This is a genomic window from Streptomyces sp. NPDC107550, assembly GCF_055639095.1.
The window spans coordinates 267,960-288,271 of record NZ_JBVKBC010000006.1; the positions used below are offsets into that span (position 1 = coordinate 267,960).

The window sequence follows — 20,312 nt, forward strand, 5'->3', positions numbered from 1 at the left end:
CCGTGACAAGGGCCCGGCCGGGAGCTTCCCGCGCCGGGCTTTGTCGTACGCGCGAAGGGCGCAGCGCGGGGTGCTCGTCGTACGCGGGGATGCCGGAGCGCGGGGCGCTCGTCGTACGGGCGGGTCAGAGCGCCGGGACGCGGAGGGCGGCGAGGACCGGGAGGTGGTCGGTGGCCGCCCGCAGCTCGGCCGGGTCGAGGAAGGGCGGCACCCCGCAGCCCAGCACCTCGATGTTCTTCGTCGCCAGGATCGCGTCGATGCGCTGATGCGGGTCCTTTGGCGTGGAGGTGTGCTCGCCGCCCCAGGGAGCCGTCGCCCAGCAGTCCTGGAGGGCGCCGGACAGGCGCCGGAAGGTGCGTCCGTCGGGCCGCTCGTTGAGGTCGCCGCCGGCCACGACGTGCTCGACGCCCATCGCCGCGATCCGGTCGAGCAGCAGGCCGCCCTGCGCGTACCGCTCGTCCTTCTGCAGGCTCAGATGGCAGCTCACGACGCCGAGCCTGGCCCCGCCCAGCCGTACGACGGCGGTCGAGAAGCCGCGCCGGTGCAGGCCGGGGGTGAGCGGGAGCAGCACGTCCTCGGTCCGCTCGACCGTGGCCCGCAGCGAGCACAGCAGCGCAGGTCCGGCCGCGCTGCCCCCGCCCGCCAGCAGTACGAGGTCGGCGGCGCGGGCGAGGCGGGCGAGCTGCTTGCGCCAGCGGAAGAAGCGGGGCGCCTCCTGGATCAGCACGAGGTCGGGGGCGCAGCGCTTCATGACGCGGGCGACGGCGACGGGGCTGTCGCGCAGCGAGCGGATGTTGTAGCTGAGGACGCGGACGACGGCCGAACCGTCGGCTTCGGTGCGGGAGTCGGGGAGTTCGCTGGGGTCGGTGAGCGAGCCGGAGTCCATGGCGATCAAGATACGCCGGTGCCCGCCGCCCCCGAGGGGAACGACGGGCACCGGTGCGCGCTCGCGCCCGCGTCACATGATGGGGTCGGGCTCCCGGGCCAGGTCGGCGGCGCCGACCATGCCCGCCTTGTTGCCCAGTTGGGCGGCGATGACGTCGGCGACGGGCCGCCAGTTGCCGCCGACGAGCCAGCGCTTGTACGACTTGCGGATCGGGTCGAGGACCAGCTCGCCCTCGTCCGAGAGGCCGCCGCCGACGATGAACGCCGACGGGTCGAACAGGGAGGCCAGGTCCGCGAGCCCGGCGCCCGCCCAGCGGGCCAGCTCACGGTAGGAGTCGACGGCCACCGGGTCGCCCTCGCGGGCGGCGCTGGAGATGTGCTTGCCCTCGATGCCGTCGGGGGTGCCGTCGCCGAGGGAGAGCAGGTACGCCGCGTTCTCCGGGGTGGCGTTGGCGCGCTGCTTGGCGTAGCGCACGAGGGCGCGGCCGGACGCGTACTGCTCCCAGCAGCCCTGCGAGCCGCAGCCGCACAGCAGCCCGTCCGGGACCATGCGGATGTGGCCGAACTCGGCGGCCACGCCGAAGTGTCCGCGGCGCAGCTTGTTGCCGATGATGATGCCGCCGCCGAGGCCGGTGCCGAGGGTGATGCAGATGACGTTGCGGTGGCCCTTGCCCGCGCCGAACTTGTACTCGCCCCACGCCGCCGCGTTCGCGTCGTTCTCCACGACGACGGGGAGGCCGACGCGCTGCTCGACCTTCTCCTTCAGCGGCTCCTGGCGCCAGTCGATGTTCGGCGCGAAGTAGACGGTGGAGCGCTGCCGGTTGACGTATCCGGCGGCGCCGATGCCGACACCGACGATCTCGTGTCCGGCCCGGGCACCTTCCACGGCCGAGGCGATCGCGTCCACGATCCCGTCGGGCGTGGAAGGCGTCGGCACCTTGAACGTGGAGAGGATCGTGCCTTCCTCGTCGACCACGCCGGCCGCGATCTTCGTGCCGCCGATGTCGACGCCGATGGTGAGTCCCATGAATCCCTCAGTTCGGTCGAGCCCCGCTACGGCCCACCGTACCCGAGCAGGGTTCAGTCCAGGTCGATGTGCTGCGCGCCCGGGCCCTCGTCGTCGCCCTTGCGGGGCCCGGGGGCCGGGCCCTCGGCGGGGCCGGGCGCGGGGGCGTCGGCGGAGCGGGTCCAGCGCCGCTCCTGGCCCTCGACGGCGGTGCGGTAGGCGGCGAGGAGTTCGCTGCCGGCGGCGGCCAGGTGGTCGAGAACACCGGAGTTGCGCTCGATGACGGGCTCGACGGCGGCGCGGGCCTGGCGCACGGCCTGCCGGACGGCCTGCTCGGCGGTGCCCTGCGCGACGGCCCCGAGGAAGGGGGCCTGGCCGCCGGTGAGCCCGGAGAGCTTGTCGGCGACGGCGTCGACGAGCTTCTTCAGCTCCTCGGCGGCGGTGCCGGGGGGCGGTCCGCCGCGCTCGCGGCGGCGGGCCCGCTCGGCGGCGAGGTCCTCGGCGCAGGCCCTCTCCCACGCGTCGGCGTCGGCCTGGGGGGCGGTGTGCTCGGTGGCGTCGCTCATGACGGCTGACTCCTGCGGGGAGCGGAACTGACCGGGTCGGTGTCTTCGACGTTACCCGAACGGGCGCACCCGGTTCACCGGGTCTTCGGCCACAGATCGGGGTCCGGCGCGAAGCGCACCCGCAGCTCCCCCTCGACGAGGCCCGCTCCGGCGACCGTGCAGCGGCGCGGGGCGGAGGGCAGGGGCACGATCCGGCGCAGGCCGCCGGCGCCGATGACGAGTTCGTCGCCGCGCCGGATCAGGGTCAGCTCCTCCCGGCGGGCGCCGGGCAGCGGGATGCGCCAGACCAGGACGCCGTCCTCGGCGAGCCGGTCCTCCACGGGCCAGGGCGCGCGCGGGGCGGGCGCGGCGGGCGGCGGCACGTCGAGGTCGCCGGGGCGGGGGTCGTGGCCGAGGTGGGGCAGTTCGTGGGCGCCGGGCCACTGGCCGGTGACCTTGCGCTGCCGGGCGGCGGCGTCGGCGAGCCAGGGGTCGGCGGAGCCCTCGGGCAGCATCCGGTTGGCGAGCACGGATTCGACGGGCAGGCCCTGGAGGGCGAGCGCGGCGGTGGCGGTACGCAGGGTCTCGGCGGCGCCGCTGGTGGGTTCCGCGACGAGCCGTACGGAGGTGGAGTCGGCGTCGACGACGGCCTGCGCGGCGGCGAGTTCCGCGTCCCAGCGGGCGGCGCTCTCGTACAGCCACTCGGCGGGCATGGGGACGCCGGCGAGGCGGCCGAGGACGGGGCGCAGGGCGCGGGCTGCCTGCCGTTCGGCGGGGAGCAGGCGGCGCAGGTAGCGGCGCAGTTGTTCGGGCAGGGCGAGGGCGGCGACGGCGGCGGGCGCGGCGGGCAGGTCGACGACGACGAGGTCGTGGGGGCCTTCGGCGCTGTCGCGCAGGGCGCGGAGCAGGGCGAGTTCGGTGCTGCCGGGCAGCGGGGTCAGCTCGTCGGCGTCGAGGCGGGCGGCGCCGAGCAGGTCGAGGGCGGCGGAGGCGCGGTCCTGGAGGGCGAGGAGGTCGTCGCGGAGCCGGTCCTGCGGTATGAGCCGGGCGATGTCGAGCCCGGCCGGTGCATCGGGTCCGCCGAGGCCGTCGAGGGCGGGCGCGGTCGCGGGCTCCGCGGTGATCAGCAGGGTGCGCGTCCCCTGCCGGGCGGCCCCGAGGGCGGTGGCGGCGGCGACGGTGGTCTTTCCGGAGCCACCGGGGCCGGTGACGAGAAGGGTGCGCATGGTGCGTGAGGCTACTGTGCCGGGCGCCCCCGGCGGCGCCCCAGGCCCCGCGGCCGGCCTGCGGCGGGGGCCCGGGCGGGCGCTGCTTGCCGGACTCGGCGGGCGCTACTTGCCGGACTCGACGCGCTTCTTCAGGCCCGCGAGGGCGCGGTCGATGATGACCTTCTCGGCCTTGCGCTTGATCATCCCGAGCATGGGGATCTTGACGTCGACGGTGAGCGAGTAGGTGACCTCGGTGCCCTGGCCTGCGGGGCGCAGCACGTACGTACCGTCCAGCGAGCGCAGCATCTGGGACTTGACCAGGGTCCAGGAGACCTCGGTGTCACTCGTCCAGGTGTACTTGAGGGTCTGGTCGTCCTTGATCGCGCCTGCGTCCATGACGAGGCGGACCTGCTCGGCCCGGCCGGCGTCGTCGGTGGCGAGTACCTCGGCCTCCTTCACCTCGCCGGTCCAGTCGGGGTAGCGCGCGAAGTCGGCGATCACCTCCATGACCTCGGCCGGTGCCGCGTCGATCGTGGTGCTCGAACTGGTGTGTTCCGCCATCGCCGTGGCTCCTCCAGATACCGGTCAGGGGTCGTCCGCCGTGCCGTGGTGTGTGTCGTGTGAAGGCTATCGCGCGCGGGCGGCGCCGCCGTCACCACTCCAGGACCCAGGGGCGCCCGGTGCCGGAGAAGTGGCCGACGTTGACGCATTCGGTGGCGCCGACGCGCATGCGCCGGGTGAGCGGCTGGTGGACGTGGCCGAACAGGGAGTAGCGGGGGCGGGTGCGGCGGATGGCGTCGAGCAGGGCGCGGCTGCCGCGTTCGAAGCGGCGGGCGACGGTGTCGTAGACGAGTTCGGGCACCTCGGGCGGGATGTGGGTGCACAGCACGTCGACCTCGCCGACGGCCTCGATCTTGGCGGCGTACTCCTCGTCGTCGATCTCGTACGGCGTACGCATCGGGGTGCGCAGGCCGCCGCCGACGAAGCCGAAGACGAGGCCGCCGATCTCGATCCGCTCGCCGTCGAGGACGGTGGTGCCGGGCCCCGCGTACTCCCGCCACAGGCCCGGTATGTCGACGTTGCCGTAGGTGGCGTACGTCGGGGCGGGGAACGCGGCGAACATCTCGGCGTACTGGCGGCGGACCGCCTTCTCGATGGCGGGGGCGCGGTCGATGCCGTCCCACAGGCGGTTGCCGAAGGCGCGGGCCTCCTCGAAGCGGCGGGCGGTGCGCAGCTCCACGATGCGGTCCGCGTTCTCGACGCCGAACAAGTCGGGAAAAATGCCGCGCGAGTGGTCGGCGTAGTCGAGGAAGAGGACGAGGTCGCCGAGGCAGATCAGGGCGTCGGCCCCGTCGCCCGCCCGTGCGAGGTCGGTGGAGTTTCCGTGCACATCGCTGACCACATGAACGCGCATGCGGTCACCCTAGGACCCCGTTCGGCCGGTGGGTAGAGCCCGCCGGACCTGCGGTTACTTCCGAGTCAGGAAGCACCTGGACTACTGTGCGCAGAGCACCGCCACGACGTGTGACGCAGCGAACATCTGGCCTGGACCCCCTACCGAAAAAGCAGTACTGGTGGGTAACGTCCGGGCAGTCCAGTCGTGCTCAGTTCAAGCATTCCCCCCGCTGAGCACCTGCCCGATCTTGGACCGCACCGACGCAGCACACAGAGTCGTGGCGCCGGCGCCCTATGAGGAGCAGCAGTCTTGCGCGAGTTCAGCCTTCCGGCTTTGTACGAGGTCCCTGCGGACGGCAATCTGACCGACATCGTCCGCAGAAACGCCGCGCAGCATCCCGATGTCGCGGTCCTCGGCCGCAAGGTCGCCGGCGTCTGGCAGGACGTCACCTCCGTGCAGTTCCTCGCCGAGGTGCGCACCGCCGCCAAGGGCCTGATCGCCTCGGGCGTCCAGCCCGGCGACCGCGTCGGCCTGATGTCCCGTACGCGCTACGAGTGGACGCTGCTCGACTTCGCCATCTGGAGCGCGGGCGCGGTGACCGTGCCGGTGTACGAGACCAGCTCCGCCGAGCAGATCCAGTGGATCCTGGGCGACTCCGGCGCGGTCGCCATCGTCGTGGAGTCCACCGCGCACGCCGAGGCCGTCGCCTCCGTGCACGGCGGGCTGCCGGAGCTGAAGCACGTCTGGCAGATCGACGCCGGCGGTGTCGAGGAGCTGAACCGGGCCGGGGCCGAGGTCGCGGACGAGACGGTCGCGGAGCGCAGCGCGGCCGCCAAGGCGGACGACCCGGCGACGATCGTGTACACGTCCGGTACGACGGGCCGCCCCAAGGGCTGTGTGCTGACCCACCGCAGCTTCTTCGCGGAGTGCGGCAACTTGGTCGAGCGGCTCAAGCCGCTGTTCCGTACGGGCGAGTGTTCGGTGCTGCTGTTCCTGCCCGTCGCGCACGTCTTCGGACGGCTGGTCGAGGTGGCCTCCCTGATGGCCCCGATCAAGCTCGGGCACGCCCCCGACATCAAGCACCTCACCGATGAACTCGCCGCGTTCCGGCCCACGCTGATCCTGGGCGTGCCGCGCGTGTTCGAGAAGGTGTACAACTCGGCGCGGGCCAAGGCGCAGGCCGACGGCAAGGGCAAGATCTTCGACAAGGCCGCCGACACGGCCATCGAGTACAGCCGCGCCCTCGACACGCCGAAGGGGCCCTCGTTCGCCCTGAAGCTCAAGTACAAGACGTTCGACAAGCTCGTCTACAGCAAGCTGCGCGCGGTGCTCGGCGGGCGCGGCGAGTTCGCCATCTCCGGCGGCGCGCCGCTCGGTGAGCGGCTCGGCCACTTCTTCCGCGGCATCGGCTTCACCGTCCTCGAGGGGTACGGGCTCACCGAGTCGTGCGCGGCGACCGCCTTCAACCCGTGGGACCGGCAGAAGATCGGCACGGTCGGGCAGCCGCTGCCCGGGTCCGTCGTGCGCATCGCCGACGACGGGGAGGTGCTGCTGCACGGCGAGCACCTGTTCACCGGGTACTGGAACAACGCCGGGGCGACGGAGGAGGCGCTGGCCGACGGGTGGTTCCACACCGGGGACATCGGCACGCTCGACGAGGACGGGTATCTGCGGATCACCGGGCGCAAGAAGGAGATCATCGTGACCGCCGGCGGCAAGAACGTCGCGCCGGCCGTCATCGAGGACCGCATCCGGGCGCATGCGCTGGTCGCGGAGTGCATGGTCGTCGGCGACGGGCGGCCGTTCGTCGGGGCGCTCATCACGATCGACGAGGAGTTCCTCGGGAAGTGGGCCTCCGACCACGACAAGCCGGCCGATGTGACGGTGGCCGCGCTGCGGGACGATCCTGATCTGCTGGCGGCGGTACAGGCGGCCGTCGATGACGGGAACGCGGCGGTGTCCAAGGCGGAGTCCGTACGGAAATTCCGGGTGCTCGGGGCGCAGTTCACTGAGGACTCGGGGCATTTGACTCCGTCGTTGAAGCTGAAGCGGAGTGTTGTGGCCAAGGATTATGCGGACGAGATCGAGGCGCTGTACCGCCCGTAGGGGGAGCGGGCCTCGACCTCACCCGGCGCCCTTGAGGTGAGCGGGTGGCTCCGGCCGGTGGGTTTCCTCGACTCTCGTCGTGGCTGCTCGCGCAGTTCCCCGCGCCCCTGAGGTGAGTGGGCGGCTCCGCCGGTGGGTTTCCTCGACTTTCGTCGTGGCTTGGCGCGCAGTTCCCCGCGCCCCTGGAGGCGGGGCTTCGCCCCTGCCTCCCCCGATGGAGGTGGCGACGCAGTCGCCCCTCCAGGGGCGCGGGGAACTGCGCGACCAGCCCCCACCGGGCCGCAGGTGAACGACAACCTAACGGCGCGAAGCGCTGGGCGGCGATGGGTCAGAGGAGGGTGCGGAGCGTGCCGGCCAGATGATCCCAGCGCCACTTCTCCTCGACCCAGGCCCGCCCCCGCCGCCCCATGCCCTCCCGCACCCCGCGATCCAGCAGCAACGTACAGACCCGCCCGGCGACGTCCTCGACGTCAGAGCCCCGCACGACCCACCCGGTCTCCCCGTCGAGAACCGCGTCCGGCGCCCCACCCGAGTCCCCGGCGACCACGGGCAGCCCCGTCGCGGAAGCCTCCAGGTAGACGATGCCGAGCCCCTCGACGTCCAGCCCCCGCCGCCGCGTCCGGCACGGCATGGCGAACACGTCCCCGGCGCCGTAGTGCGCGGGCAGTTCCTCCCACGGCACCGCCCCGGTGAACCGCACGCTGTCCTCGACCCCGGTCCGCCGCACCAGCTCCCGCAGTTCCTTCTCGTACGGCCCGCCCCCGACGATGAGCAGTACCGCGTCCGGCACCTGGGCCAGAATCCGCGGCATCGCACGGATGAGTGTGTCCTGCCCCTTGCGCGGCACGAGCCGCGAGACGCACACGACGACGGGCCGCTCGCTGAGCCCGAGCCGGGCCCGCACCGCGTCGCCGCCGGAGCCGGGGTGGAAGGTCTTCTCGTCGACGCCCGGCGGGAGTTGGACCATGCGGGCGGCGGCCTCTGGCGTGAGCGCGGCGGCGATCCGGGAGCGGGTGTACTCGCCGAGGTAGGTGATCGTGTCCGTGCCCTCGCCGATGCGCCGCAGCAACTGGCGGGCGACGGGCAGTTGGGCCCATCCCGCCTCGTGGCCGTGGGTCGTGGCGACGATCCGCCGGGCGCCCGCGCGGCGTAGCGCCGGGGCCATCAGGCCGAGCGGCGCGGCCGCCCCGAACCAGACGGACGTACAGCCGTGTTCGCGCAGCAGCGCGGTCGCGCGCCGGGTGACGCGCGGCGTCGGCAGCAGCATCGTCGTACGGTCGCGCACGACGGTGAACGGCTGTTCGGCGTCGAAGGCGGCGGTGGCCTCGGCGCCCTCGTGGCCGCGCTTCCACGTGGAGGCGTAGACGACGACCTGTTCGGGGTCCAGGCGCAGCGCCATGTTGTGCAGGAACGCCTGGATGCCACCGGGCCTGGGAGGGAAGTCGTTCGTGACGATCAGGGTCTTGTGCACGCCGCCGACAGTACCGAACGTGCCAGGTGGGGCGCGCGACACGGCGGGGTCATGGCGTGCGCGCACGCGCGAACGGCATGATGGCTCGATGGTTCGAATGAAGACGCGAAACCCGGCCGCGCCGCTCCTCGTCTGGGTGGTGACGAGGACGGTGCTGCTGCTGTGCGTCTTCAAGGTGCTGGTGGTGCCGGGCCCGGACGTGACGAGCGATGTGTCGGTCATCTACCACGGCTGGTTCGAGGTCCTGAGCGGCGGAACGTTCCCGCTGGACGATGTGACGTGGCAGTACCCGCCGGCCGCCGCCGTGGCGATCCTCTCCCCCGCGCTGCTGCCGTTCCTGTCGTACGCGTCGGCGTTCTTCCTGCTGGCGTTCGCGGCGGACGCGGTGGTGCTGCTGATGCTGCTGCGTGTCTCGGAGCGGCACGGCGGTTCGCGGCGCGGGGTGTGGGTGTGGGTCGCGGGCCTGCCGCTGCTGGGGCAGACGGTGTACGCGCGCTACGACGTGATGGTGACGGCGGTGGCGGTCGCGGCGCTGCTCGCGGCGGCCCGCAATCCGCGCGCGGCCGGGGTGTTCGCGGCGGTCGGCGCGATGCTGAAGGTGTGGCCCGCGCTGCTGCTGGTCGGTGTGCGGCGCGGCCGGCCGACGCGGGAGGCGTGGGGCATGGCGGCGGCGACCGGCGCCGGGATCGCGGCGGTGTGCGCGCTGGCGATGCCGGGGGCGTTCGCGTTCCTGACGTTCCAGCGGGACCGGGGCACGGAGGTGGAGTCGCTGGGCTCACTGGTGTTCCACGTGGCGCGCCAGTTCGGCTGGCCGGGCACGGTGCAGCTCAACTACGGCTCGGTGGAGTTCCTCGGCCCGTACGTGGACGTGGTCAGCGCCTGTGCGCAGGGGCTGACGGTGCTGGCGTTCGGCTGGCTGGTGCTGTGGCGGCTGCGGGCGCGGGTGTGGGGCACGGCGACGCTCGCGGACGCGGCGCTGACGGCGGTGCTGCTGTTCACGACGACGAGCCGGGTGATCAGCCCGCAGTACATGCTGTGGCTGGTGGGGCTCGCCGCCGTGTGCCTGCTGTTCCGGGAGAGCCGGATGACGCTGCCGGTGGGGCTGGTGCTCGCGGCGACGCTGGTGACGTTCCTGGAGTTCCCGATCTGGTTCTCGCACGTCGTGACCAGTGACGCCCTGGGCCTGACCCTGCTCCTCGTACGCAACGGCCTGCTGGTCGCCGCCTCCCTGTCCGCGTGCCGCCGGCTGTGGCGGGCGACGGTGACCGAGCCGCCCGCCGACGGCCTCGCCGCGCTCCCGTCTCAGCCCACCCACGAGAACCCGGTCACCGCCTCCTCCTGACGCGCGGCCCGGCGCGCGAGCAGGGCCAGCGCCGCGCACTGCACGGCCATGGACGCGCCGAGGGCCGCGCAGACCCCGGCGAGCCCCCAGCGCTCCGACAGCCACAGCGCGCACGGCAGTTGGAGCAGCGTGCCGAGGACGGTGACGCGCAGGGTGTGCCTGGCTCCCCCGCCGCCCTCGAAGACGCCGCCGAGCGCGATGAAGCAGGCGAGCAGCACGAGGTAGGGCCCGACGCAGCGCAGGAACGTCACGCCCTCGGCGCCGACGGCGGGTGACGCCCCGAAGGCCCGCATCAGCGACGGTGCCAGGACGAGGAACAGGGCGGCGGCGACCAGTGCGGCCGTCCCCGCCAGCAGCACCGCCTGCCGTCCGATCGCCCCGCGCTCGCGGTGCCCCGCGCCGAGCCGGTGGGCGGTGTGGATGGCGGCGGCCTGCCGGACGGCGTAGAAGGCCATCGTGGCGACGTAGAGCACCTTGTAGGCGACGGCGTACGCGGCGACGGCCGTCACCCCGAGCCGGGCGACGACGGCGACGAGGGCGAGCGCGCCGCCCTGCCGGACGGTGAAGTCGGCGGACATGGGCAGGCCGGTGCGCAGCGTGCGCCGCACGGAAGCGGCCCGTGACTCGGCGACCGGCACGCCGGCACAGGCGCGCAGCAGTGGGTCGCGGCGCACGGCGAGGCACCCGGTGCCGAGTGCGGCGAGGCGGGCGGCGACCGTGGCCACGGCGGCGCCCACCACCCCGTACGCGTGGATGAGCAGCGGGTCGAGGACGAGGATCAGGGCGTTGGTGAGCAGGGCGAGGCGCAGCGGGGTGCGGGTGTCGCCGGCGCCTTTGAGGAGGCCGTCGACGAGTTGCTGGGCGAAGAAGACCGCCATGCCGGGCAGGGAGACGGCGAAGTAGGCGGTGGCGAGGCCGAGGGCCGGTCCTTCGCCGCCGAGGACGAGCCGGGCGATGTCCTCGCGCAGCAGGAAGCCGCCGCCCGCGACCAGCGGCACGACGAGCGCGCACAGTCCGGCGCCGCCGCGTACGGCACGGCGGACCGCGCCCGCGTCCTCGGCACCGCGCGCGTGGGCGACGAGGACGGTGGTGCCGGAGCCGAAGACGAGGGCGACGCCGAGCAGCACGTTCTCGACGTTGGTGGCGACGGCGACGGCCGCGACGGCGTCGCCGCCGAGCCGCGCGACCCACACGGTGTTGACGATCCCGGCCGCCACGGAGGCGAGCAGCGAGAAGTACACGGGCCGCGCGAGCCCGGCGAGTGTCTTGCGGTGTGCGGCGGCCTGCACGGCGCCCGTCCCTTCCCCGACCCCTGTACCTCTTTTCGAGGTACCCTTACCTCGAAAAGAGGTACCATGGTGCGGTCCGGACCCGCAACCGCCCCTGGAGCGCGCATGCTGGAGCTGCCGATCCTCGGCTTCCTCTACGAACAGCCCTTGCACGGCTACGAGTTGAAGGAGCGCATCAAGGCGCTCAGCGGCCATGTCCGCCCGGTCAGCGACGGCGCGCTCTACCCCGCGATCAACCGGCTCGTCGCCTCCGGCCTGCTCTCCGAGCGCGCCGAACCCGGCGCCTCCGCGGCCCGTCGCCGCATGTTGTCCCTCACCGACGAGGGGCGCGCGGCCCTGTTCGCCCTGCTGCGCGCGCCGAAGGACATCGAGATCACGGACGGCACGCGGTTCAACACCGTCCTCGCGTTCCTGCGCCACCTGCCCGACCGCGCCGAACAGGCGGCCGTTCTCCGGCGCCGCCTCGCCTTCCTCGACACCCCGGCGAGTTTCTTCTACGACGACGAGGGCCGGCCGGTGCGCGCGGAGGAGCCGGACGACCTGTTCCGGCAGGGCATGCTGCGGGTGGCGCGGGCGACGGGCCGCGCGGAGAAGGAGTGGCTGCGCGAGGCACTGGCCGCGCTGGAGCGCCGCTAACCGCTGGAGCCCCGCCGGCCGGCCGGATGTCAGAGAGCCGGGGCCAAGGCCCTCAGCCCAGTTCGGAGCGGACGTACGCGCGCCAGCGGGCCGTGAACTCCTGTTCGTCGACGCCGAGCACGTCCCGCAGGGCGCCCTCGACCGCGCCCGCCCGCCGCTGATGGGCGCCGACCGCCCGGTAGAAGGCGCCCAGTTTCTCCTCGCCCCACCGCTCGGCGATCATCCGGCAGGCCAGCCAGCCGCTCTCGTACGCCCGCGCCAGCCGCCCCGCGTCGCCGCTGAAGCCGAACGCCGCGTCGTCGGGCAGGTCCGCCGGCGCCGTGCCGTCCCGTACCGCGCGCTGGAGTTCGGGCGCCGCCTGCCCGGGTGTGCGGTCGGTGTCGCGGTAGCCGACCCAGTCCGCGTACCCCTCCGACAGCCACAGCGGCGTCGCGGGCGAGGTCGCGGCGCGGGTCGCCACGTGCGTCGTCTCGTGGGTGAGGACGACCTGCTTGCCGAGCGAGCCAAGGACGCCGTACGCCTCCGGGTTGAGGATCACGCGGTCCGCCGGGGTCGGGGCGCCGCCGCCCGCCTCGCCGGTCGTGACGGCGGCGATGCCCTGGTAGCCGGAGGCGGGCGCGCCGAGCAACTGGCCCATCCCGTCGAGGGACTTGGGCACGAGGACGACGACCTTGCGCGCCCAAGGACCGCGCCACGCGCCGTCCACGGCGGGCACCGCGTCGTCGGCGAGCTTCGCGTACGCCCGCAGCACCGCCCGCTCCTGTCCGACCCCGAGGACCAGGCTGCGGGCGCCGCGCACGGCGGTGATCCGGCCCTCCTCCCACAGTTGCCGCCCGGCCTTCTTCGCGGGCTCGTCCCCGGTCACGCGCCAGCGCCCGCCGACGCGTTCGACGGACAGGGTGCGGGCGGCGACCACGGGCGCCTTGTCGTAGCCGCGGACGCGGTAGCTGAGGTCGGCGGAGACGGTGAGCCGCGAGCCGCCGCCCTCGACGCGGGTCACCTTGTACGCCCAGGACGCGAGCGGCACCTCGGCGAGGTCGAGCGGCAGATAGGGCTCGGCGCCGCCGGTCTCGCGGTAGGCGGCGCGGTCGCCGTCGAGGACCGCGGCGGCCCGCCGGTCGAGGAGCCGCTGCACGGTCGCGGTACGGGAGTCGGCGGGCGCGGGGCCGCCCCGGGCGCCGCAGCCGGTGAGCGCGGGCAGCCCGAGCAGCAGGACGCCGAGCGCCCCGAAGCACCCCGCCCTGCGCCGCACCGCACGCCGACGACCAGCCATCGAGCAGATCGTACGGGGTCGGCGGCGCCGGGTCCTCAGACGCGGGTGACGGACGAGACCGGCATCATGCCGACCGGGTCGTAGCGCACCCGGGCGCCGGGGTGGGGCGCGTGGATCACCTGGCCGTTGCCCGCGTAGATGGCGATGTGGTGGGCGTCGGACCCGTAGGCGACGAGATCGCCGGGGCGCGCCTGGGACAGCGGCACCTGGCGGCCCGCGTACCGCTGCTCCTGCGAGGTGCGCGGCAGCCCGACCCCGGCCTTGCCGTACGACCACTGCATGAGGCCCGAGCAGTCGAACCCGGAGGGGCCGCTGGCGCCCCACACGTACGGCTTGCCGAGCGCGGACCGGGCGGCGGCGAGGGCTGCGGCGGCCCGCGAGGAGGAGGCGGGGCCCGCGCCGGACAGGTCGGGGCGGGCCTCGCCCCGGGAGGCCGCGTCGAAGGCGGCACGGTCGGCGGTGGGCAGCGCGTTGAGCAGGCGGCGGGCGGCGGCGAGCTTCGTCTCCACGGTCCGCTTGTGCCGGGCGACCGCCTTGCGGGTGGTGACCAGCGCGTCGAGCTTGCGCTGCGCCTCGGCGCGCTCCTGGGCGAGGGCGCGCTGCGCGTCGCGCAGATCGGTCAGTTCGCCGGCCTGGCGGGCGCTGATCCGGTCGAGGGTGCTGGCCCGGTCGAGGTAGCCGGCCGGGTCGGAGGAGAGCATCAGGGCGAGCGAGGGGTCGAGACCGCCGGAGCGGTACTGGGCGCCCGCGACCATGCCGAGGCCCTGGCGCATCTTGTTGATCCGCTCCAGGCCGCGGGCCAGCTGGTCCTGGGAGGCGGCGAGTTCGGCGCGGAGCTTGCCGGCGCGCTCGTCGGCCTTGTTGAACGCCTCGGTGGCCTGCTCCGCCTGCTCGTACAGGCGGTCCACCTCGGCCTTGGTGGCCTTCGGCCGGTCCTGGGGCGCGGCCCCCGCGGGCACCGCGCCGAGGGCTGCCGCGGCCGATGCCGCGGCGACGGTCAGCACGGTGGTGCGCGTGCCGGGACCGGGACCGGAAAGCCGAGAGTGCGCGCTACGGCGATGGGACCCCACGGGAAACCGCTCTCCCTTCCGCTGACGGAACCCCCGCGATCGGGGGAATGCGCGCCGACAGTAGCCGTGTGACCACCCCCCGGCCAACGACCGAAGCCACCGCGCACAGCACGGCGCCCCGCCTATGACGCAGGTCATGGGCGGGGCGCGCGGTCAGTGAAGGGTGCCGTAATTCGCCCGAACGGGCGCGTTTTCGGCTCGTGTCGTTCCGTTCGTACGAGAAGTGAACGGACCCCCGGCGGACGGGAGTCGGCGGCTCAGATCCGGACGCCGAACTGGAACGACCCGATGGTGCTCATCGACTCGTAGCGCACGACGGCGCCGGGGTGCGGGGCGTGCAGCACCTGGCCGTTGCCCGCGTACAGGCCGACGTGCGCCAGGCTGTTGAAGAAGACCAGGTCACCGGGCTTGAGCTGGCTCATGCCGATCTTCGGGCCGTCGTTCTGCTGGGTGTACGTGGTGCGGGTGATGCCGACGCCGGCCTGGTTGTACGCCCACTGGGTCAGGCCCGAGCAGTCGTAGGAGTTGGGGCCGGTGCCGCCGGAGACGTACGGCTTGCCGATCTGGGTGGCGGCGGCGGCGAGGGCGGCGGCACCGCGCTTGGAGGCGGGCACCTCGTTGCCGAGGTCGACGCGGCTCGCGGACGAGCGGCTGGCGCGCTTCTCGTCCTGGGCCATCTTGGCCCGCTCCTGGGCGGTGAGCGTGTTGAGCAGCTTCTGCGCGGCGCTCAGCTTGCCCTGGACTTCCTGCTTCTTCTTGCCCAGTTCGGTGCGGGTGTCGGCGAGGTCCTTGAGCTTCTCGGACGCCTCGGCGCGCTCCTGCGCGAGGGTGCGCTGCTTCTCCTGGACCTTCTTCAGCGACTCGAGCTGCTGCGCGGAGAGCGAGTCGAGCGTGGACGCCTTGTCGAGGTAGTCGTCCGGGTCGGCGGAGAGGAACAGCTGCACGGAGGGGTCGATGCCACCGGAGCGGTACTGCTGGCTGGCGAGCGAACCGAGGCCCGAACGCAGCTCGTTCAGCTCCTCCTGGCCACGCGCGACCTTGTCCTGAAGCTCGCCGATCTCCTTGTTGAGCTTCTTCTGCTTCTCCTTGGCCCCGTTGTAGAGGTCGGTGGCCTTGCCCGCCTCTTCGTAGAGCTTGTCGACCTTGGCCTTGACCTCGCTCTTGTCTGGCTTGGGCGCGGCGTTGGCGGCCTGCGAAGTGAGGGCAACGGCAGCGGCGGCGGTCGCGGTGAGCACGGTCACGCGGGTGCGGCTCGGCTGCTTGGGTCGACGGTGGGACGCCACGAAGGCGAGCTCCTTCTTCCTTCAGCCGCCCACAGACACCCGGTGGGCGGTGTCCTCCACCGTCACTCACCTCTTGTGAGTGATCACCCGAGCGGAGGTTCGAGCCCTGACCCTAGTGACCTTCTTGTGATCAGTTCAAATCCTGACGAGAAAAATCTCGGCCACAACCTGCATTCTTTGCACACAACTCACGTGCAGTGATGCCCGTCTGACACTACGTTGTGTGAAGGTCTCGTCAATCCGGGCAATAGCCCTGCTTGTTGCGCATGTGACGTACGCGATAGAGCGGGACCGAAGCGACGTCACGGTCAGCCGCGCGAGAGCCGCTTGAGGAGCATCACCGACGCGACGGGCCGGGCGCCCGCCTTCGCCACGCCGTCGGCGACCTCGCGATCCGTGGAGACCACGATGACCGGCCGGCCCGGCGGCTCCGCCCGCACCAGCTGGCGGATCAGCTCGTCCGCCGTCACCCCCGGCTTGGAGAACAGCACCCGCACCCCGCGCGGCGGCGCGAGCAGCACCGGCGCGGCCAGTTCGGCGCCGTCGAAGACACAGGTGACCTCGGCGCCGGTCTGCGCGGCGAGCTGGGAGAGCGACCCGAGCAGCCGCAGCCGCTGCTTCTCCAGCGGCATCGTCGGATAGCCGGTCTTCGTCACGTTGTAGCCGTCGACGACGAGATGGGCCTGCGGCAGCGCCAGCAACTGGTCGAGGATCGCCGGGTCGTGCTCGTGCAGCGCCCGCGCCGCGATGTCCTTCGGCGTCATCCGTCCCGGCTCCACGGCGTCCACCGTGTCGGCGGGGCGCGCGGACACCGGCGGCAGGGCCAGCTCCCTGCGCAGCCCTTGAGCGGCGTCCAGGACCGTGTCGAGCAGCAGCCGCACCCGCATGTCCTCGACGCTGCGCCCCTCGCGGGCCGCCCGGCGGGAGGCTTCGAGCGCCGCCTCCGCCTCGCCGAGCCGCGCCTTGAGCCGCCGGCTCTCGCTCTCGGCGGCGGACACCTGGGCCTGCCCCTCGGCGCGGACGGCCTCCGTCTCGGCGCGTGCCTTACGGGCGGCTGCCTCCCCGCGCTTGACGTCGCTGAGCGCGGCCCGCAGCTTGCGGTGCACGGCCTCGGCCTCACGCTTCGCGGCGTCGCACTCGGCGCGCAGCCGCTCCGTCTCGGCCTTCGTGTGGGCCTGCGCCTCGGCGAGCGCCGCGCGCAGCCGCTCCAGCTCGGCGCGGGTCTCCTCATCCACGCGCTCGGCGTCCGCGCGCTGCGCCTCCTCACCGGCGGCGGCGACCAGCTTGACCCAGCCGGCGGGCCGCAGCACGTACGCGGCGGCCGCCACGTCCAGGGGGTCGGCGGCGGGCGGCGGGGTGCCCGCGTCCAGGGCGCTCGCCAGCTCGGGCTGCGCCTCGCGCAGCCGGCCCGCGATGCGCTGGCGGAACAGCGTCTCGCTCTCCACCGCGGCCGCCATCGCGTTGCCCGCGAACTTCACCCGGCGGGTCGGTGTGAAGCGCGCGTACTGACGCAGTTGCGGCGGCAGTTCGCCGACGGTGAGCGCGCCGAAGCCGTCCGAGACGATCTGGACGACCCTGCGCCGCACACCCTCGGGCAACGGCCGGTCGAGCATCTCGGCGGCGGCCTGCTCAGCGCTCTGGGCCTCCCCTCCCGTGCTCTCCACCATCCGTCACCCCAAGTCGCTGTGGGGCCGCTCCCTCAGGAGTCGGCGCCCGGCCTGTCCACCAGTTCCACCTGATCCACCGCGTTGCACCAGCGGCAGCGCACGGACTCGATGGTCTCACTGACCACCTGCCGTTCCTCGACGTCCGGCTCACCGGCCAGGTCGAGATGGACGTACTCGACGACCTTCGAGGAGCGGGTCACGTCGAACCGCGTCAGGTTGCCGCACAGCGTGCAGCGCCAGCGGGTGGTGGCGGTCGGCAGGGGAACCGTCATCTCAGGGCGTCTCTTCCTCGCGTACGCGCGCGTGTGGTGTGGTGCTCGGTGTATTGCCCGTAACCCTACGGCCTGCCGTGCACCGCCCGCTCCCCGCCGTGCGTCATGCTCGTCCCCATGATCGGCAACGGGCGCGACGCGATCGCAAAGGTGACCGCATTCCTCAGGGGCCACCCGGCTCCGGTCACGTACGGAATCATCGGCTTGTGCTGCGCGGTCTTCGTGCTGTCGCCCGCGTCCGGGCTCAATCCCTCGTACGGCACGGGCGACCGGCTGCTCGCGGCGCAGAGCGCGTACTTCGCGCGCTGGGGCGTGATCCCCGCCGAACTCTTCACGGGATCCCCGCGCGCCGCCCTCACCCCGCTCACGGCCCTGTTCGTGCACGGAAGCTGGGTGCACCTGCTGGGGAACATGCTGTTCCTGTACGTCTTCGGGGCGATGGCCGAGGAACGGCTCGGCGCCCTCCAGTACGCGCTGTTCTACCTGGTCACCGGCTATCTGGCGCTGCTCGGATACGCCATCGCCCACGCGAGCAGCGGACAGACGCTGGTCGGGGCGTCGGGGGCGATCTCGGCGGTGCTCGGCGCGTTCCTCTATCTCTTCCCCGACGCGCGCGTCACCAGCGTCTTCCCGTTCCTGTTCTTCCTGCCGCTGCGGTTTCCCGCGTGGGTGGTCCTGCCGTTCTGGGTGGCGCTCCAGTGGGCGGCGGCGGGTCAGGACAGCCAGGGGCCGGGGGTCGCCTATCTGGCGCACCTCGTCGGCTTCTCCCTCGGGTTCGTCTACGCGTGGCTGCGCTACCACCGGGGCGGCCGGGGCCGCGAGTCCGTTCCCGGCGCTGGTCGGGCCCCCGACCAGGCCACCGGGCCCGCGCCGGGAACGGGAAAGGCCCTAGAGTGAGGGCGACCCACCGCACGGCCACCGAGGGAGACAGCCAGCCGTGATCACCGCGATCGTCCTCATCAAGACCAGCGTGGACCGGATCCCCGAGATCGCCGAGTCGATCGCGGCGCTCGACAGCGTCACCGAGGTCTTCTCCGTCACCGGCACCTACGACCTGATCGCCATGGTCCGGGTCCCCCGCCACGACGACCTCGCGGACGTGATCCCGGGCCGGATCAGCAAGATCCCCGGGGTGGAGGGCACGGACACGCACGTCGCGTTCCGCACGTACTCCCAGCACGACCTGGAGGCGGCGTTCGCCATCGGCCTCGACAGCTGAGCCGCCGCCCCCCCTTTCCGTGCCGGCCGCTCAGGTGGCCGGCACGCACCGCCCGTCCTGCGTGCGGTAGTTCCACTTGGCGCCGTCGCGCACCAGCTCGGTGACGGCGGCGACGAACCGCTCGACGTGCTCGTCGGGGGTGCCCGCGCCGAAGCTGACGCGGATGGCGTTGAGCGACTTCTCGCCCGGCGCGGCCTCGGGCGCCCCGCACTCCCCCTGCGTCTGCGGGTCGGAGCCGAGCAGCGTCCGTACCAGCGGGTGGGCGCAGAACAGGCCGTCGCGCACCCCGATCCCGTACTCGGCGGAGAGCGCGGCGGCGAAGTGCGAGGAGTTCCAGCCCTCCACGACGAACGACAGCACGCCCACGCGCGGCGCGTCGTCCCCGAACAGCGACAGCACCTTCACCTCGGGCACCTCGGCGAGCCCGGCCCGCACCTTGCCGATGAGGTACTGCTCGCGGGCGACGAGGGAGTCGAACCCGGCCTCGGTGAGCGCCTTGCAGGCGGAGGCGATGGAGTAGACGCCGATGACGTTGGGCGAGCCGGCCTCGTGGCGGGCGGCACTGCTGTGCCACTCGACGTCCACGCCGCCGTCCGCGCGCCGGGCGACCTTGCGGGAGGCGCCGCCCCCGGCGAGGTACGGCTCGGCCTCCGTCAGCCAGTCGGCGCGGCCCGCGAGGACGCCGGAGCCGAACGGCGCGTACAGCTTGTGCCCGGAGAAGGCGACCCAGTCGACGTCCGACTCCCGTACGGAGACCGGGTGGTGGGGCGCGAGCTGGGCGGCGTCGAGCACGATGCGGGCACCGTGCGCGTGAGCGGCCGCCGCCAGCTCGCGCACCGGCCAGAGTTCACCGGTGACGTTGGAGGCGCCGGTGACGCAGACGAGGGCCGGGCCGTAGGGGTCGCGGTCGGCGAGGGCGCGCTCCAGGGTCTGGACGGCCTCGTCGGGGGTGCGGGGGGCGTTGAGGTAGGTGACGCGGGCATCGCGCCAGGGCAGCAGGGACGCGTGGTGCTCGGTCTCGAAGACGAACACCTGGCAGTCGGCGGGCAGCGCGGCGGCGAGCAGGTTCAGCGAGTCGGTGGTGGAGCGGGTGAAGACGACCTGGTCGCCCTCGCGGCAGTCGAGGAACTCGGCGACGGTGGCCCGGGAGTTCTCGAACAGGTCGGTGGAGAGCTGCGAGAGGTACCCGGCGCCCCGGTGCACGCTGCCGTAGTAGGGCGCGTAGGCGGCGACGTCGTCCCAGACGCGCTGGAGGGCGGGGGCGCTGGCGGCGTAGTCGAGCGCCGCGTACGTCACCTCTCCCCCGGTCACCAGGGGCACGGTGACGTCCCGGCCGAGGACGGGCAGCGGGGCGCCGCAGACGGGGTCCGCGCCGCAGTCGGCGGACGGGACGGACGCGGCGGAGACGGCGGAAGCGGTGACGGCGGGGCGTGCGGACATGGCGGTATCTCCCGGTACGACAAGGCGAGTCGGATGCGTGTCCCCGTACGGGGGCGCCAAAAGGCCCTCGGCGTACGGGTGTCGACCTCGACGCGTGACAGAACACGGCCACGCGGAGGGTGAAATGGAGAAGGGGCGTGAAAGCCCTAGCGCATTCGCTTGCTCACGAGACTGCTCCCTCGAACGACCCAGGACCCCTGGTTT

Annotated in this window: 19 protein-coding genes; 5 read left to right on the forward strand and 14 right to left on the reverse strand. The window is 73.2% G+C overall.

The window, feature by feature from the left end; all coding sequences use genetic code 11:
* Positions 1–124 precede the first annotated feature (124 nt).
* From ACZ7LY_RS11850 to ACZ7LY_RS11875, 6 genes are all read right to left on the reverse strand, one after another.
* Positions 125–886, reverse strand: coding sequence for an endonuclease/exonuclease/phosphatase family protein (locus ACZ7LY_RS11850; protein ID WP_471624381.1), 762 nt, complete (start codon positions 884–886; stop codon positions 125–127).
* A gap of 72 nt (positions 887–958) precedes the next feature.
* Entirely contained in the window at positions 959–1,912 is a 954-nt protein-coding gene (locus tag ACZ7LY_RS11855; protein WP_471624382.1) for an ROK family glucokinase, read from the reverse strand.
* 53 nt (positions 1,913–1,965) lie between these two features.
* Positions 1,966–2,457: a DUF5304 domain-containing protein gene (locus ACZ7LY_RS11860; RefSeq protein ID WP_471624383.1), complete on the reverse strand. Its 492-nt coding sequence runs from the start codon at positions 2,455–2,457 to the stop codon at positions 1,966–1,968.
* Positions 2,458–2,531: 74 nt separating this feature from the next.
* On the reverse strand, positions 2,532–3,662 hold the full coding sequence (locus tag ACZ7LY_RS11865) for an ArsA family ATPase (protein ID WP_471624384.1): 1,131 nt from the start codon (positions 3,660–3,662) through the stop codon (positions 2,532–2,534).
* 105 nt (positions 3,663–3,767) lie between these two features.
* A complete protein-coding gene (locus ACZ7LY_RS11870; protein WP_471624385.1) occupies positions 3,768–4,205 on the reverse strand; it encodes an SRPBCC family protein in 438 nt (145 codons plus the stop codon).
* A 91-nt stretch (positions 4,206–4,296) separates the two neighbouring features.
* On the reverse strand, positions 4,297–5,058 hold the full coding sequence (locus ACZ7LY_RS11875; protein ID WP_471624386.1) for a metallophosphoesterase family protein: 762 nt from the start codon (positions 5,056–5,058) through the stop codon (positions 4,297–4,299).
* 291 nt (positions 5,059–5,349) lie between these two features.
* Here ACZ7LY_RS11875 and ACZ7LY_RS11880 point away from each other — a divergent pair, with 291 nt between their 5' ends.
* Positions 5,350–7,146 carry an AMP-dependent synthetase/ligase gene (locus ACZ7LY_RS11880; protein WP_471624387.1) on the forward strand — a complete coding sequence of 599 codons (1,797 nt, stop codon included), beginning with the start codon at positions 5,350–5,352 and terminating at the stop codon, positions 7,144–7,146.
* Positions 7,147–7,474: 328 nt separating this feature from the next.
* Here the strand turns inward: ACZ7LY_RS11880 and ACZ7LY_RS11885 are convergent, their stop codons facing one another.
* Positions 7,475–8,617 carry a glycosyltransferase family 4 protein gene (locus tag ACZ7LY_RS11885; RefSeq protein ID WP_471624388.1) on the reverse strand — a complete coding sequence of 381 codons (1,143 nt, stop codon included), beginning with the start codon at positions 8,615–8,617 and terminating at the stop codon, positions 7,475–7,477.
* Positions 8,618–8,714: 97 nt separating this feature from the next.
* Here ACZ7LY_RS11885 and ACZ7LY_RS11890 point away from each other — a divergent pair, with 97 nt between their 5' ends.
* Positions 8,715–9,959, forward strand: a complete 1,245-nt coding sequence (locus ACZ7LY_RS11890) for a glycosyltransferase 87 family protein (RefSeq protein WP_471624389.1) — start codon at positions 8,715–8,717, stop codon at positions 9,957–9,959.
* Here the strand turns inward: ACZ7LY_RS11890 and ACZ7LY_RS11895 are convergent.
* Positions 9,920–11,248: an MATE family efflux transporter gene (locus ACZ7LY_RS11895; RefSeq protein WP_471624390.1), complete on the reverse strand. Its 1,329-nt coding sequence runs from the start codon at positions 11,246–11,248 to the stop codon at positions 9,920–9,922. The genes ACZ7LY_RS11890 and ACZ7LY_RS11895 overlap by 40 nt on opposite strands.
* A 105-nt stretch (positions 11,249–11,353) precedes the next feature.
* On the opposite strand from ACZ7LY_RS11895, the gene ACZ7LY_RS11900 reads away from it, so the two are divergent.
* Complete coding sequence (locus ACZ7LY_RS11900; RefSeq protein ID WP_471624391.1) at positions 11,354–11,884, forward strand: PadR family transcriptional regulator; 531 nt, start codon at positions 11,354–11,356, stop codon at positions 11,882–11,884.
* A gap of 52 nt (positions 11,885–11,936) precedes the next feature.
* On the opposite strand, the gene ACZ7LY_RS11905 is transcribed toward ACZ7LY_RS11900, so the two are convergent.
* The 5 genes from ACZ7LY_RS11905 to ACZ7LY_RS11925 all read right to left on the reverse strand — a co-directional run bounded on the left by ACZ7LY_RS11905 (position 11,937) and on the right by ACZ7LY_RS11925 (position 17,449).
* Positions 11,937–13,157 carry a hypothetical protein gene (locus ACZ7LY_RS11905; RefSeq protein WP_471624392.1) on the reverse strand — a complete coding sequence of 407 codons (1,221 nt, stop codon included), beginning with the start codon at positions 13,155–13,157 and terminating at the stop codon, positions 11,937–11,939.
* 35 nt (positions 13,158–13,192) lie between these two features.
* Complete coding sequence (locus ACZ7LY_RS11910) at positions 13,193–14,227, reverse strand: C40 family peptidase (protein ID WP_471624393.1); 1,035 nt, start codon at positions 14,225–14,227, stop codon at positions 13,193–13,195.
* A gap of 257 nt (positions 14,228–14,484) precedes the next feature.
* Positions 14,485–15,510 carry a C40 family peptidase gene (locus ACZ7LY_RS11915; protein WP_471624394.1) on the reverse strand — a complete coding sequence of 342 codons (1,026 nt, stop codon included), beginning with the start codon at positions 15,508–15,510 and terminating at the stop codon, positions 14,485–14,487.
* Positions 15,511–15,818: 308 nt separating this feature from the next.
* A complete protein-coding gene (locus tag ACZ7LY_RS11920; protein WP_471624395.1) occupies positions 15,819–17,177 on the reverse strand; it encodes an NYN domain-containing protein in 1,359 nt (452 codons plus the stop codon).
* Between the two features lie 32 nt (positions 17,178–17,209).
* Entirely contained in the window at positions 17,210–17,449 is a 240-nt protein-coding gene (locus ACZ7LY_RS11925; RefSeq protein WP_471624396.1) for a hypothetical protein, read from the reverse strand.
* A 117-nt stretch (positions 17,450–17,566) separates the two neighbouring features.
* On the opposite strand from ACZ7LY_RS11925, the gene ACZ7LY_RS11930 reads away from it, so the two are divergent.
* A complete protein-coding gene (locus ACZ7LY_RS11930) occupies positions 17,567–18,346 on the forward strand; it encodes a rhomboid family intramembrane serine protease (protein ID WP_471624397.1) in 780 nt (259 codons plus the stop codon).
* 40 nt (positions 18,347–18,386) lie between these two features.
* Positions 18,387–18,668: an Lrp/AsnC family transcriptional regulator gene (locus ACZ7LY_RS11935; protein ID WP_471624398.1), complete on the forward strand. Its 282-nt coding sequence runs from the start codon at positions 18,387–18,389 to the stop codon at positions 18,666–18,668.
* Positions 18,669–18,698: 30 nt separating this feature from the next.
* On the opposite strand, the gene ACZ7LY_RS11940 is transcribed toward ACZ7LY_RS11935, so the two are convergent.
* Positions 18,699–20,108 carry an aminotransferase class V-fold PLP-dependent enzyme gene (locus ACZ7LY_RS11940; RefSeq protein WP_471624399.1) on the reverse strand — a complete coding sequence of 470 codons (1,410 nt, stop codon included), beginning with the start codon at positions 20,106–20,108 and terminating at the stop codon, positions 18,699–18,701.
* Positions 20,109–20,312 lie beyond the last annotated feature (204 nt).

Coding starts and splice junctions, on each gene's coding strand:
- ACZ7LY_RS11860 (WP_471624383.1), bottom strand. CDS start 2,457: ATGAGCGACGCCACCGAGCACACCGCCCCCCAGGCCGACGCCGACGCG.
- ACZ7LY_RS11865 (WP_471624384.1), bottom strand. CDS start 3,662: ATGCGCACCCTTCTCGTCACCGGCCCCGGTGGCTCCGGAAAGACCACC.
- ACZ7LY_RS11875 (WP_471624386.1), bottom strand. CDS start 5,058: ATGCGCGTTCATGTGGTCAGCGATGTGCACGGAAACTCCACCGACCTC.
- ACZ7LY_RS11930 (WP_471624397.1), top strand. CDS start 17,567: ATGATCGGCAACGGGCGCGACGCGATCGCAAAGGTGACCGCATTCCTC.
- ACZ7LY_RS11925 (WP_471624396.1), bottom strand. CDS start 17,449: ATGACGGTTCCCCTGCCGACCGCCACCACCCGCTGGCGCTGCACGCTG.
- ACZ7LY_RS11870 (WP_471624385.1), bottom strand. CDS start 4,205: ATGGCGGAACACACCAGTTCGAGCACCACGATCGACGCGGCACCGGCC.
- ACZ7LY_RS11920 (WP_471624395.1), bottom strand. CDS start 17,177: ATGGTGGAGAGCACGGGAGGGGAGGCCCAGAGCGCTGAGCAGGCCGCC.
- ACZ7LY_RS11890 (WP_471624389.1), top strand. CDS start 8,715: ATGAAGACGCGAAACCCGGCCGCGCCGCTCCTCGTCTGGGTGGTGACG.
- ACZ7LY_RS11905 (WP_471624392.1), bottom strand. CDS start 13,157: ATGGCTGGTCGTCGGCGTGCGGTGCGGCGCAGGGCGGGGTGCTTCGGG.
- ACZ7LY_RS11900 (WP_471624391.1), top strand. CDS start 11,354: ATGCTGGAGCTGCCGATCCTCGGCTTCCTCTACGAACAGCCCTTGCAC.
- ACZ7LY_RS11940 (WP_471624399.1), bottom strand. CDS start 20,108: ATGTCCGCACGCCCCGCCGTCACCGCTTCCGCCGTCTCCGCCGCGTCC.
- ACZ7LY_RS11855 (WP_471624382.1), bottom strand. CDS start 1,912: ATGGGACTCACCATCGGCGTCGACATCGGCGGCACGAAGATCGCGGCC.
- ACZ7LY_RS11850 (WP_471624381.1), bottom strand. CDS start 886: ATGGACTCCGGCTCGCTCACCGACCCCAGCGAACTCCCCGACTCCCGC.